Annotated in this window: 13 protein-coding genes; 3 read left to right on the top strand and 10 right to left on the bottom strand. The window is 71.6% G+C overall.

Going from position 1 to position 12,528, the window contains the following annotated elements; translation table 11 throughout:
* Window position 1: 1 nt before the first annotated feature.
* The 4 genes from KV381_RS25265 to KV381_RS25250 all read right to left on the bottom strand — a co-directional run bounded on the left by KV381_RS25265 (window position 2) and on the right by KV381_RS25250 (window position 3,880).
* Window positions 2-757 (bottom strand): AIM24 family protein, encoded by a 756-nt coding sequence (locus tag KV381_RS25265; RefSeq protein ID WP_030087257.1) that lies wholly within the window; start codon window positions 755-757, stop codon window positions 2-4.
* 19 nt (window positions 758-776) lie between these two features.
* A complete protein-coding gene (locus tag KV381_RS25260) occupies window positions 777-1,457 on the bottom strand; it encodes an AIM24 family protein (RefSeq protein ID WP_030087259.1) in 681 nt (226 codons plus the stop codon).
* 11 nt (window positions 1,458-1,468) lie between these two features.
* A complete protein-coding gene (locus tag KV381_RS25255) occupies window positions 1,469-3,136 on the bottom strand; it encodes a TerD family protein (protein WP_030087261.1) in 1,668 nt (555 codons plus the stop codon).
* Window positions 3,137-3,256: 120 nt separating this feature from the next.
* The gene (locus tag KV381_RS25250) at window positions 3,257-3,880 is read right to left on the bottom strand and encodes a M48 family metallopeptidase (protein WP_193462530.1); all 624 of its coding nucleotides are present in this window, start codon (window positions 3,878-3,880) and stop codon (window positions 3,257-3,259) included.
* Between the two features lie 259 nt (window positions 3,881-4,139).
* Between KV381_RS25250 and KV381_RS25245 the strand changes: the two genes are divergently transcribed.
* Complete coding sequence (locus tag KV381_RS25245) at window positions 4,140-5,378, top strand: ThiF family adenylyltransferase (protein ID WP_218786385.1); 1,239 nt, start codon at window positions 4,140-4,142, stop codon at window positions 5,376-5,378.
* A 64-nt stretch (window positions 5,379-5,442) separates the two neighbouring features.
* Window positions 5,443-6,906 (top strand): AarF/ABC1/UbiB kinase family protein, encoded by a 1,464-nt coding sequence (locus KV381_RS25240; protein ID WP_086777949.1) that lies wholly within the window; start codon window positions 5,443-5,445, stop codon window positions 6,904-6,906.
* Window positions 6,907-7,022: 116 nt separating this feature from the next.
* Here the strand turns inward: KV381_RS25240 and KV381_RS25235 are convergent, their stop codons facing one another.
* The 5 genes from KV381_RS25235 to KV381_RS25215 form a co-directional block, all read right to left on the bottom strand.
* Entirely contained in the window at window positions 7,023-7,226 is a 204-nt protein-coding gene (locus KV381_RS25235; RefSeq protein WP_086777950.1) for a hypothetical protein, read from the bottom strand.
* Between the two features lie 98 nt (window positions 7,227-7,324).
* On the bottom strand, window positions 7,325-7,684 hold the full coding sequence (locus KV381_RS25230; RefSeq protein WP_030087271.1) for a hypothetical protein: 360 nt from the start codon (window positions 7,682-7,684) through the stop codon (window positions 7,325-7,327).
* The gene (locus KV381_RS25225; protein ID WP_006127424.1) at window positions 7,681-8,049 is read right to left on the bottom strand and encodes a WhiB family transcriptional regulator; all 369 of its coding nucleotides are present in this window, start codon (window positions 8,047-8,049) and stop codon (window positions 7,681-7,683) included. The genes KV381_RS25230 and KV381_RS25225 overlap by 4 nt, the downstream gene beginning before the upstream one ends.
* 176 nt (window positions 8,050-8,225) lie before the next feature.
* Window positions 8,226-8,555, bottom strand: coding sequence for a hypothetical protein (locus KV381_RS25220; RefSeq protein ID WP_086777951.1), 330 nt, complete (start codon window positions 8,553-8,555; stop codon window positions 8,226-8,228).
* A gap of 166 nt (window positions 8,556-8,721) precedes the next feature.
* Window positions 8,722-10,941, bottom strand: coding sequence for an ATP-dependent DNA helicase UvrD2 (locus tag KV381_RS25215; RefSeq protein WP_086777952.1), 2,220 nt, complete (start codon window positions 10,939-10,941; stop codon window positions 8,722-8,724).
* 237 nt (window positions 10,942-11,178) lie between these two features.
* Between KV381_RS25215 and KV381_RS25210 the strand changes: the two genes are divergently transcribed.
* Complete coding sequence (locus KV381_RS25210) at window positions 11,179-11,433, top strand: glutaredoxin domain-containing protein (protein ID WP_006127421.1); 255 nt, start codon at window positions 11,179-11,181, stop codon at window positions 11,431-11,433.
* A gap of 84 nt (window positions 11,434-11,517) precedes the next feature.
* Here the strand turns inward: KV381_RS25210 and nudC are convergent, their stop codons facing one another.
* Window positions 11,518-12,474, bottom strand: a complete 957-nt coding sequence (gene nudC, locus KV381_RS25205; protein WP_030087276.1) for an NAD(+) diphosphatase — start codon at window positions 12,472-12,474, stop codon at window positions 11,518-11,520.
* Window positions 12,475-12,528 lie beyond the last annotated feature (54 nt).

Here is a 12,528-nt window from a genome sequence, read left to right as displayed (position 1 = left end):
GTCAGTTCCAGGCGTTGTTCTGGTTCTGGCCGTGCGCGCCCTGCTGGCCCATGCCGAACTGGGCGCGGGCGCCCTGGCCGATCTGGGCGTTCTGCGGCGGCATGACCTCGCTCGGCTGGACCAGCGCGAAGCCCTGGCCGAGGAAGCTCAGCTCCCAGCCCTCGCCGGTGTTGCCGCGCCGCCGGAAGACACCGGAGGAGTGCGTCTGGGCCTGCATCTGCACCCGCAGGGAGCTGGACCAGGCGACGATCGCGTCCGCGTCGGCGTTGACGTACTTCTCGGGCGTGACCTGCATCATCAGCGGCTGGCCCGAGGTCATGAGGGCGACCTTGCCCGAGCCGGAGATGTTGAGCTGGTACTTGCCACTGCCGGAGATCCCGTACTGGCTGTCCACCGCGATGACCTCGGTGTGCAGCGAGGAGTCGAGCGCGAGGACGTAGGAGCTGTCCACGGTCATCCCCTCGCGGTCGACGTCCACGACGTGGATGTACTGCGCGAGGTTGGCGAGATAGACGGTGCCCTGTCCGGACACCCGCATCAGGTCCAGGCCCTCGCCGGTGTGCGCGCGGGCGCGCCGCTGGCCCTGGGACTGGTACTCCCCGTCGAAGTCCATCAGGCCCTGGTAGGCGACCATCGCGCCCTTACGGGCGAGGACGTCGTCCTGGCCGGTCAGCGAGACCCGCAGGAGCTGCGGGTTCTGGACCGCGTACCGGTCCTGGGTCTGCTGCTCGGTGTGGCTGAAAAGCGGACTCTGCATGATGTGTTCCCCCTCCCCCTCAGTTCCGGATCCGCAGGCGGTCCGTGCTGTCCTCGCTCGGCTGGACGACGACGATGCCCTGGCCGGAGAAGGCCATCTGGTACGCCTCGCCGCTGCCGCGGCCGATCAGCGAGCCGGCCTTGAAGCTGCGCTTGCCCTTCACCTTGAGGTTCGGGGACCAGGCGACGAGCGCGTCCGGGTCGACGTACGTCTCGTCCTCGCCACGTCCGCAGTCGACGACGATCGGGGTGCCCCGGGAGGTGATGGCCACCCAGCCGGTGCCCTGGATGACGACGTTCCACAGGCCCTGCCCGGCGAACTTGGCCATCCCCTTGACCTTCTCGACGCCCCAGGTGAGGTGGGCGTCGAAGGCGAGGAGGTTGGTGCCGTTGACGGAGAGCGAGTCGTTGTTGAGATTGATGACGACCACGTCGGCGCCGTAGTCGGCGAGATAGAGCAGCCCGTCGCCGGAGCACTTCATGACGGGCGCGCCCTCACCGGTGATCCACTGGGAGGCGATCTGCCGGACGGCGGGCGGGTTGGGCTCGTACTGGATGAAGCCCTCGTACGCCACCATCGAGCCGGTGCGCGCGAAGAGGTCCTGCCCGGAGGCCATGGCGACCTTGAGCATGGTCTTGCCGTGGTTCTCCATCCGGGCCGTGACGGGGGTCGGGGCGTAGCCCGCGAGTTGCTGGTTCATGACGGGCTCCCTCAGACCTCGTAGGGCTGGACGACGATGAAGTTGCCGGGGGCGCCCCGGAACTGGAGGTTCACGGTCTCCCCGCTGTGTCCGGGGTACGCGTTGCGGCGCAGCCGGACCTGGCTGGAGACGATCACCTGGGAGGCGGCCGACCAGGCGACGACGGCGTTGCAGTCGGCGAACGTGGTGGGCGTGACCGGCAGGACGACCGGGGTGCCGTGGGTCTTCACGATCACGGTGCCGGTGCCCTGGAAGAGCATGGTGAACAGGGCGCCGCCCGGGATGCCGTGCCCTTCGACCCGGCGGACCTCGTACTGGAGGGACTCGTCGAAGGCGAGGACGCTCTCGGCGGAGACGCAGATGCCGTCGCCCTGCAGTTCGATCGGGTGCAGGTGCGAGCCCTCCTCGGCGAGGAAGACCTGGCCCCGGCCGGTACAGCGCATCAGCTGCATCTCCTGGCCGGTGGCGTTGCCCACGGCGCGGCCGACGAATCCGGCGCTCTTGTAGCCGAAGTCCACCTTGCCCTGATACATCACCATGCTGCCCTGGCGGGCCAGCACTCCGGATCCGCCCATGGTCAGGTCGACCCGCATGAGCTGCTGGTTCTGCGGGGTCCAGCGCTGCCCGGTCGCGGTCTCCTTGTACGGCTGCAGGGCCGCCTGGAGACCCGCACCCGCGGCCGGCACACCCTGAGGCACGCCCTGCGGGACGCCCTGCGGGACGCCCGGAGGCATACCGCCGGGGGGCTGCTGCCCGTACGGGGCCGGCGCGGGCTGACCGTAGGGAGCGGGGGCCGGCTGGCCGAAGGGAGCGGCGGGCGGGGCGCCCTGACCGGGGACCTGGCCGAACTGCGGCTGCTGGGGTTGCTGCGGCTGGCCGTACGGGGACGGGGCCTGGGGCGCTTGGGGAGCCTGCGGGGCCGCGGGGGCATGCGGCGCCTGGGGGGCCAGCGGGGCCGCGATCGTCGGCGCCGCGTGCATCGGCTGCTGCGGCGCGGGCGGCGGCGTGGGCGCGGCCGGGGCGCCGAAGGACGGTGCGGGCTGCGGGGCCTGGGGTGCGGGCGGGGCGCCGAAGGCCGGGGGCGCGGCGGCCTGGGCCGGCGGGGCGAAGCCCGGGACGGCGGCGGGCGCGGCGGCGGGCGGCGGCTCTTCCTCGGCGACCTCGCCGCCGAAGTTCTTCAGGAGCGCGTCAAGACCACCGTCGAAACCCTGGCCGACGGCGGCGAAACGCCAGACGTCCTTCAGATAGAAGTCGCCGAGCATCACCGCGCGCTCGGTGGTGAACTCCGACCCGGTGAAGGCGTACCTCACCACTTCCTCGCCGCCCGCGACGATCCGGATGTACCCCGGACCGATCTGGGACATCTGCCCGGCACCGTCGAGCGTCGCGGTGAAGGAGAGCTTCTGGATGGCGGCCGGAATGCGGTCGAGCGTGACGCGGAACGACTCGGTGTCGCCGGACTGCGCACCGAGGAGCTGGATGGACTCCTCGGGCGATTTCGGCTGATTGAAGAAGATGAAGTACCGGTCGTCGGAGAGCTGCTCGTTGGCGTCGAGACCGAAACAGCTGATGTCGAAGGTCAGCCCCGGGGCTGCGATCTGTACGCCTACGTACAGATCCGTCCCTGGCGTGAGATCACTGATCTTGGCCTTGTGGCCGCGTTGGAATTCCCTGGCCATGCGTAACGACCGTCCCCCATCCCGAAGGTAAATGCGTCGCGTCAGGCTAACCGCAAACAAGGACATCGGACCAAGCCGGTACACACCCGGTACAGAATCGGCGAACGCGACCGGGCCCGGTCACTCCTCGCGGGCGGCGGGCAGGTGGGGCAGTTGCTCGGCGGCCACCACGCCCTCCAGATATCCGCGGGCACGCTCGGTCCGCGGGTACGCCTCCAGCAGCCGCCAGAACCCCGGACCGTGCCCGGGAACGAGCAGATGCGCCAGCTCGTGGAGGAGCACGTAGTCGACGACGTACTCCGGCATGCCCTGAATTCGGTGCGAGAGCCTGATGCTGCCCTCGGCCGGGGTGCACGAGCCCCAGCGGGTGTTCTGGTTGGTCACCCAGCGCACCGAGGCGGGCCTGGCGCGGCCGTCGAAATACTGGGCGGACAGCCGTACGGCTCGCTCCTCCAGCTCGGTGTCGCCCAGGACCCGCTTGCTCTCCTGGGCGGCGAGCTTGTCGAGCATCACCCCCACCCAGCGCCGCTCCTCCGCCTCCGACATCCGGGCCGGGATGAGCACGATCGTGCGGTCGCCCTCCCGGTACGCGGTGACCGACTTCCTGCGGCGGGTGCTCCTGCGGACCTCGACGGCGCTCGTCGCCGAAGCGCGGGGCGGGCGGGCCTCCGCGCTGCGCTGATGGGTACCGGCACTGCGCGCGGGGATCTCCCCGGCGAGGCCGGACGACGGGTCGGCGGGCACGCCACGACGTTACCCGCTGTCCACGGGAGAAGTCCCGTCCCGGGTGACGGTTCCGCGTCGATCCGCGGGATCGCACGATTCCGGGATTGCACCCATCCCGGGATTGCACGATTAACGGCCCGGACCTGTGGACAACTCGGCGCACGGTTCGGCGCGGGCCCGCATTCTGGCGGAGGTCCTGCGGAAAGAGCGCCGCGGACCGCCGGTCCGCGAGCACGCCCGTGCTCGTGACTCCGCTCGGGGGAAGGTCAGGTATCCGATGTATCCGATGCTGAAGCCCGCACTGCGTCGCGCCTGGCGCGGACGGAACACCGTGCAGTTCGGTGTGACACCCGCGCACGCCGTGACGCTGGGTCCGGTGGACATCGCCACGGGGAGCTTCCTGGAGCTGCTCGACGGCACGCGCGGTCTGCCGCTGCTGCGTGAGGAGGCCCGCGCGCTGGACCTGTCGGAACATCATGTGGACGTTCTGCTGGGCCGGTTGGCGGAAGCGGGGCTCCTCGACGATCCGAGGTCGGCCGGTCCGGGAGCCGACGCACTGCGCCGACGCGCCGAAGTGATGGACCGCCAGCGTCCCGATGTGGCCTCGCTGTCGGTCGTCCGTCCCGAACCGGGCGACGGACTGCGCCGGATGGCGGCCCGCCGGTCGATGCGGGTCCAGGTGCGGGGAGCGGGCCGGGTCGGGGCGGCCATCGCCTCGGTGCTCTCCGGTGCGGGGGTGGGCCAGGTGGAGGTGCTCGACGGGGGCCGGGCCGAGCCCTGGGACGTGGCTCCCGGGGGCCTGCCCCCGGCAGCCGTGGGGGAACGGCGCGATGTGGCGGCCCGTCGGCTCGTCCACCGGTCCGCACCCGGGCCCACGCCCCGGCGGGCGAAGACGGACGGGGCGTGGGCCGGCCGGGCAGAAGCTGACCGGGTGGGGGCCGGCCTGGCGGGAGCCGACCGGCCGGGAACCGACCGGGCGGGGGCCGGCCAGACGGGGAGTGCCGGGCAGCCGCCCGGTCTGTCCCTGATCGTCGTCGCTCCCCGGGACGGCCTCGCGGTGTACGCGCCGGTCGTGGACACGGCCGGTCCCTGGATCGCGTCGGGCACTCCGCATCTCTACGCGGGGGTGATCGAGGCCACGGGGGTGGTCGGGCCGCTGGTCCTGCCCGGGGGCACCGGCTGTGCGGGCTGCCTGGAACTGCACCGTGCGGACCGGGATCCGCAGTGGCCCCGGATGCTGGCGCAGTGGCGTTCCGGGCGGCGGGGAGCGGTGCCCGCCTGCGATCTGGGGCTCGCGACGGCGGTCGCCGGACTCGCCGCGGCGCACGCCCTCGCGTTTCTGGACGGCGACCTCCCGACCAGTACCGGAGCGCGCTGGGAGGCCGCTCTGCCGTTGCTGGACTGGCGTTCCGAGCCGATCGGCCCGCATGCGGACTGTTCCTGCGGGGCGGCCGGGGGCGCTACGGGAGAACGGGCCTCCGGTGGTGTTCCGGCACAGGACACAATGGCGGGGTGACCGCCGTCGCCGGAGTGACACCGGTGGCCCGAGCGGCACGGCAGTCTGGGAACTGGAGGGGCACATGTCTGATCTTCCCCGGAAGGCGGTTACGCGTACGGCCAAGCTGGCCGCGCTTCCGCTCGGCTTCGCCGGCCGTGCCACCTGGGGGCTGGGCAAGCGGATCGGCGGGAAGTCGGCCGAGCTGGTGGCCCGGGAGGTGCAGCAGCGCACGGCGGACCAGCTGTTCAAGACCCTGGGCGAGCTGAAGGGCGGGGCCATGAAGCTGGGCCAGGCCCTCTCCGTCTTCGAGTCGGCCCTGCCCGAGGAGGTCGCCGGCCCCTACCGGGCGGCGTTGACCAAGCTCCAGGAGGCCGCGCCACCGCTGCCCGCGCGGACGGTCCACGAAGTGCTCACGACACGGATCGGGGAGGACTGGCGGGAGTATTTCCTGGAGTTCGACGACACCCCGGCCGCTGCCGCCTCGATCGGTCAGGTGCACCGGGCGGTGTGGCACGACGGCCGCGAGGTCGCCGTGAAGGTGCAGTATCCGGGCGCGGGCGAGGCGTTGCTCTCCGACCTCGCCCAGCTCAGCCGTTTCGCCCGGCTGCTCGGCCCGCTGGTGCCGGGGGTGGACGTCAAGCCGCTGATCAAGGAGCTGCGCGACCGGGTGTCGGAGGAGCTGGACTACGAGCTGGAGGCGCAGGCGCAGCGGGAGCACGCGGAGGAGTTCGCGGGCGACCCGGATGTGGTGATCCCTCAGGTGGTGCACCAGTCCGACCAGGTGCTGGTGACGGAGTGGATCGACGGGATCCCGCTGTCCGAGATCATCTCGGACGGCACACCGGAACAGCGCGACCGTGCGGGACAGTTGCTGGCCCGCTTCCTCTTCTCCGGTCCGGCGCGCACCGGGCTGCTGCACGCCGACCCGCATCCGGGCAACTTCCGGCTGCTGCCCGAGGACGAGAAGGAGCAGGGGGAGGATGGCGGCGCGGCCGAATCGTGGCGGCTGGGGGTGCTGGACTTCGGCACGGTGGACCGGCTTCCGGGCGGGCTGCCGAGGAACATCGGCGACTCCCTGCGGCTGACGCTGGAGGGCGACGCGGCGGGGGTGTACGCGAAGCTGCGCCAGGAGGGATTCGTCAAGGAGTCGATCGACCTGGACCCGGACGAGGTGCTCGACTATCTGCTCCCGATCATCGAGCCCACGCAGGTGGAGGAGTTCACCTTCGGTCGGGGCTGGATCCGTGAGCAGGCGGCCCGGATAGCCGATCCGCGCTCCCCCGCCCATCAGCTCGGCAGGCAGCTGAACCTCCCTCCGTCCTACGTCCTGATACACCGGGTCACGCTCAGCACGATCGGGGTGCTGTGCCAGCTCGGCGCGACGGTCCGGCTGCGCGAGGAGCTCGAAGCGTGGCTGCCGGGGTTCCTCGCGGAGGAGGCGGAGGAGGCGGAGGCACAGGCCCCGGAGGCGGAGTACGCCGGTACGACGGAGCACGCCGAGGAGGAGGGCGAGCCGGAGCCGGAGGGCGAGACCGTCCAGGCGTAGAGCGGGGCGGGTGGGCGGCCGTCGTCAGGTGGTCACCGTTGCGCGGCCGCCGCCAGGCGGTCCCCGGCGCGCGGTCATCGGTGTGCGGCCCCCGGCGCGCGGCCCACGGCGCGTGGTCACCACCAGAGTGAGTCGAGGCGGCTCTCGATCGCGCGGATGTGGAGGCGTGCGCAGCCCTCGCAGAAGTGGAGGCGGCGTCCGTCCTCCACGGAGCAGAGCCAGGTCGGAGGGGCCGTGTCGCCTTCGGTGGCGGTGCCGCAGCGGGCGCACACCACGGGTCCCTCGGCGGGTTGTTCGGGGGGATGGGTCTCCTCGTCCACCTCCTGACGATATCCCCGTGATCGAACGAGTGACGGCACAACGCACCGCGGGGCCGTCCGTGTCCGGACGGCCCCGCGGTGGAGTGATGGCTGCACGATCAGTGCATGACCGCCATGGCCAGCGCGCGGCGGGCGCGCAGCGAGGCACGCTCCGCCCGGCGCTGCATCCGGCGGGCGGTGATCAGGCGGACCGACTGGCGGTCCCCCTGGGCCTCCCGCAGGCGGTCGTGCATATGCGCACGCGCCAGGGCTTCTGGGATGAGTTGCATTTCGCGGGTCCTGTTCTGACGCGAGTCGTTCGCGCCGATGATGGTGACGTCGGGGGTCGCGGAGCCGACGGGCTCCTTCGTGGGGGTGATCATTGGTGCCTGATTCCGGGGGTCATGGGTCTGGGGACGGTCGATCGTTCCGAGGCGGAGTCCGCGCGTGGGGGCGGGGACCCCACAGGTCGCGGTCACGCTGCGACCGGGTTCTTGCGCGGACGGCCACGGGGACGCTTGCGGGCCACGACGACACCCTGGACGAAGAGCTCGCCACCCCAGACGCCCCAGGGCTCGCGGCGGTCCTTCGCGCCGGCGAGGCAGGCCTCGACGAGCGGGCAGGTACGGCAGAGGGACTTGGCGTACTCGACGTCGGCGGGCGACTCGGCGAAGAAGACCTCCGGGTCGTAGGAGCGACACGGGACGGGGACGCCGAGGTTCTCGATGGCGTCGTCGAGCGCGGTGAGCGTGGTGAGCGGGGTCAAGGTGGAGTCCTCCGTGGAGCCGGGCGGCGAGATCGGGGTGGAAAGCGGTACTGACGGGGCGTGCGTTTCGATGTGCACGGTGGGTGGTGTCCTCGTCTGGTCGTGCCGGCCTGTTGGCCGGTTGGCGGCTTCTGGTACCAGGTCCTGCTTGTCCCGAGGCTCCTTCGTTCCGTCTCGTCCGTTCGGACAAAACAAAAGGGCCGCGGATCCCGAGTGGGGTTCCGCGGCCCTGAAGGCGCCGGCCTGATGCTGGATCAGGCTGGATCACTCCAGGGTTCAGGCCCACGGAAGGCCCACATCTCGTGGTGGTGCTGCGTCTGCTTCGTGAATCCGGCACCGGCTGCCGCAAAGGCATAGGCCTGAGCCTGTGCTGCCTTCGCTACTGCTGCCGCCGGTGCCTCGGTCGGTCGCTCATTGCGCTCCCGCGTCACGGGGAGGCTCGCCGGGGACAGCGGACGGGCGGCAGAGATGCCGGACAGACCGGTGGCACGGAGCGAGGCAGCCGAGGAGCGGGTGAGGCCGAGCGAGCAGGCGGAGACGACCGAGAGATCGGTCATTTTCTGGGTTTCGATGATGCTGATCACTTCAATCGCCTCCTCTCGGCGTCTCATGGGACCGGCCGGGACCGGTCCTGCGTATTCGGATAAGTACAGCACGGAATCAGGGCTTCAGAGAAGTCGCTGTTCCCGTGGTTAAGAACCTATGGTGACGACTGGTGCGGGCGCAAACTATTTTCTGGACGAGTTTTCCTCAGGTCTCCCCGACGCCCTGCTCGGACTCGCCATCAACCGTCTCACCTGCGCAGATAGCCAGAACGTCGGTGCCGAAGCGGCTCAACTTCCGGTTGCCGACGCCGGCGATGACGACGAGCTCGCCCTCGGTGGACGGCACGGCCTCGGCGATGGCCATGAGGGTCTTCTCGGTGAACACGCAGAAGTCCGGCTGTCCCAGCAGGGCCGCCTGGGCGGCCCGCCAGTCGTACAGCCGCTCGTACAGCGCCTCGTCCATGTCCGAGGGGCACTCCTCGCAGCGCATCAGCTTCATCTCGCCCGCGTCGGTGAGCGTCCGTCCGCAGACCCGGCAGCGCACCGGGCTCCTGGGCTTGCGCTCGACGGCCGGGGTCCGCCCGGCCGTCGCGGCCCGGCCGGTGCCCCGGTCGATCCCTCCGCCGCCGCCCGCCCCGCCGCGCGCGCCCGAGGCCGCCGAGCCCGGCCGCAGCCCGTTCAGGAAGCGGGTCGGCCGTCGGCTCGCCCGGCCGCCCGGCGACCGGGACAGCGCCCAGGAGAGCGAGAGGTGGACGCGGGCGCGGGTGATCCCCACGTACATCAGGCGCCGCTCCTCCTCGACCTGCTCGTCGGTCTTGGCGTAGGCGATCGGCATCATGCCCTCGGTCAGGCCGACCAGGAACACCGCGTCCCACTCCAGGCCCTTCGCCGAGTGCAGCGACGCCAGGGTCACCCCCTGGACCGTCGGGGCGTGCTGGGCGGCCGCCCGCTCGTCCAGCTCACGGACCAGGTCGGTCAGGGTCGCCCCGGGCTTCGCCGTCTCGAAGTCCTCCGCGAGGCGCACCAGCGCGGCCAGCGACTCCCAGCGGTCGCGCACGGCCCCCGATCCGGCGGGCGGCCGGGTGGTCCAGCCCTTGGTGGAGAGGACCGCCCGCACCTGGGAGGCCAGGTCCTCGGCGCCGTCGAGCAGGGAGTCGTTGCGCCCGGCGCGGGCCGCGCCGCGCAGGGCGGTGCCCGCCTCGCGGACCTCGGCCCGCTCGAAGAACCGCTCGGCACCCCGCAGCTGGTAGGGCACCCCGGCGTCCGCCAGAGCCTGTTCGTAGACCTCGGACTGGGAGTTGACGCGGTAGAGCACGGCGATCTCGCCGGCCGGCACGCCCGCGGCGATGAGGTCGCGGATGCGCCGGGCGGTGGACTCGGCCTCGGTGGGCTCGTCGGAATACTCCGCGTAGACCGGCTCGGGGCCCTTGTCGCGCTGCGAGACCAGCTCCAGGCGGTGGTCGGCGGCCTTTCCGTGGGCGTGGCTCAGCAGGCCGTTGGCGAGGTGGACGACCTGGGGGGTGGAGCGGTAGTCGCGCACCAGCTTGACCACGGTCGCCCCGGGGTGGCGGGTGCGGAAGTTCAGCAGGTGGTCGGGGGTGGCCCCGGTGAAGGAGTAGATCGTCTGGCTGGCGTCGCCGACGACGCAGAGGTCTTCCCGGTCGCCGACCCAGAGGTCGAGCAGCCGCTGCTGGAGCGGGCTCACGTCCTGGTACTCGTCGACGACGAAGTGCTGGTACTGGCCGCGCACGTGCTCGGCGATGTCGCTCCGGTCCTGGAGGATGCCGACGGTGAGCAGCAGCACGTCCTCGAAGTCGATCACCGAGCGGTCGCGCTTGAGCTGTTCGTACGTGGAGTAGATCTGGGAGAGCTCCGCCGGGTCGCGGGGGGCGTCCCGCTGGGTCTTGGCGACGGCGGCCGGATAGTCGGCGGGGACGGTCTGGGTGACCTTGGCCCACTCGATCTCGCTGGTGACGTCCCGCAGCTCGTTGCGGTCGAGCCGGAGCTGGCAGCGGGCGGCGGACTCGGCGACCAGCTGCACCTTCCGCTCCAGCAGCCGGGGCAGCTCGCCACCGACTGCTTTCGGCCAGAAATACTGGAGCTGCCGGAGGGCGGCGGAGTGGAAGGTCCGCGCCTGGACGCCGGTCGCGCCGAGCTGGCGGAGGCGGCCGCGCATCTCTCCGGCGGCCCGGTTGGTGAAGGTGACGGCGAGCACGGTGGCGGGCTGGAGGATGCCCGCCCGCACCCCGTACGCGATGCGGTGGGTGATCGCGCGGGTCTTGCCCGTACCGGCTCCGGCCAGCACGCACACCGGTCCGTGCAGGGCGAGAGCCACCTCGCGCTGCTCGGGGTCGAGCCCGTCGAGCACGGCGTCCGGGGTCTCGGGAACCTGGGGGAAGAGAGTGGAGTGCGTTGCTGCTGTCACCCCGCCATGCTGCCAGGTCCCAGGGGGCGGATGCGGCGGTTGTCCACAGGGGTGAGGTATTCGTCGTACCGGCCGGGCCGTGCGGGGCCGGCCGCCGGGGCCGGTACCGGCGCTGTGGGAATGGTGGCCGCCTCCCGTACGTTCTTTAACCTTGCGGGAGCGCTGCGGTGAGCGGCCGACCGCGACTGACGCTGCCGGCCGCGCAGCGGACGGACGAGACGAAGGAGCGCCAGCGACATGGCGGGCACTGTGACGATGTACAGCACCACCTGGTGCGGCTACTGCCGTCGGCTGAAGAGCCAGATGGACCGCGAGGGCATCGCGTACAACGAGGTCAACATCGAGCACGACCCGGAGTCGGCCGCGTTCGTCGAGAAGGCGAATGGCGGAAACCAGACGGTCCCGACGCTGCTGATCGTGGCCCCCTCGGGCACCGAGTCGGTCATGACGAACCCGTCGCTCGCCCAGGTGAAGCAGGCCCTCGCCGCCTGATCCGGCCGATGGAACGACTGCCTGTCGCGCGTACCACTGCCCCCGGCACCGCCGGGGGCAGTCGTGTGTCCGGGGGCGCGGACCTCAGGCGGTCCGCTTCACCGAGCCCGGCCTCGGGAGCGGCTTGCCGTACCAGAGCTCGATCAGGCGGGCCGCGATCGAGATGCCGAACGGGGGCATGACCTCGCCGGACTCGAAGGCGGCGGTGAGGTCCTCGCGGGAGAACCAGCGGGCCTCCTCGATCTCCTCGCCGTCGACGTCGATGTCGAAGGAGGTCGCCCGGGCCATGAAGCCGAGCATCAGGCTGGAGGGGAAGGGCCACGGCTGGCTGGCGATGTACTCGACCTCGCCGACGGTGATCCCCGCCTCCTCGTAGACCTCACGGGCCACGGAGTGCTCGATCGACTCCCCCGGCTCGACGAACCCGGCGAGCGTGGAGAAGCGGCCCTCCGGCCAGTGCACCTGGCGGCCCAGCAGAGCCCGGTCCTGGTCGTCGGTGACCAGCATGATGACCGCCGGGTCGGTACGCGGGTAGTGCTCGGCCCCGCAGGCCTGGCAGCGGCGGATGTGGCCGGCCGCCGCGATGACGGTGCGCTCGCCGCAGCGGGAGCAGAAGCGGTGCAGGCGCTGCCAGTTCTCCAGGGCGACGGCGTGCACCATCAGGCCCGCGTCGCGGGGGCCGAGGAGCAGGCCCGCCTCGCGGAGTCCGGCGGGCCGGGCCGACTGGTCCATGCGGCCGGGCAGCGAGTCCTTCTGGAGCGCGAAGTAGCTGACGCCGTCCTCGTCGGTGCCGAGAAAATACCGGTGGGTCTCGGTGACCGGGGCCTCGAAGGCCGGGGTCATGACGATCTCGGTGCCCCCGTCGGGGGTGTCGTCGATCAGCACCTGCCCGCCGGAGACGACGAAGACGCGGGTCGTCGGGTGGCTCCACGCCACGGCCAGCCACGCCTCGTCGAGGCGGTGGTGTGCCGCGCGGTCGATGCCGCTCGGCGCGGTGAGGCCGATCGGGCGGTCTGCGGTGGCGTTGTCGAAGGTGCTCACAGGTGCTTCCTACTCCCCCTGGGTGGATCGGGTGTGCGGAGGTACGTGGAGGTG

The organism is Streptomyces sp. WY228, from assembly GCF_019287315.1.
Taxonomy (GTDB): Bacteria; Actinomycetota; Actinomycetes; order Streptomycetales; family Streptomycetaceae; genus Streptomyces; species Streptomyces caviscabies.
This window is presented reverse-complemented; position numbering and strand designations above follow the sequence as displayed.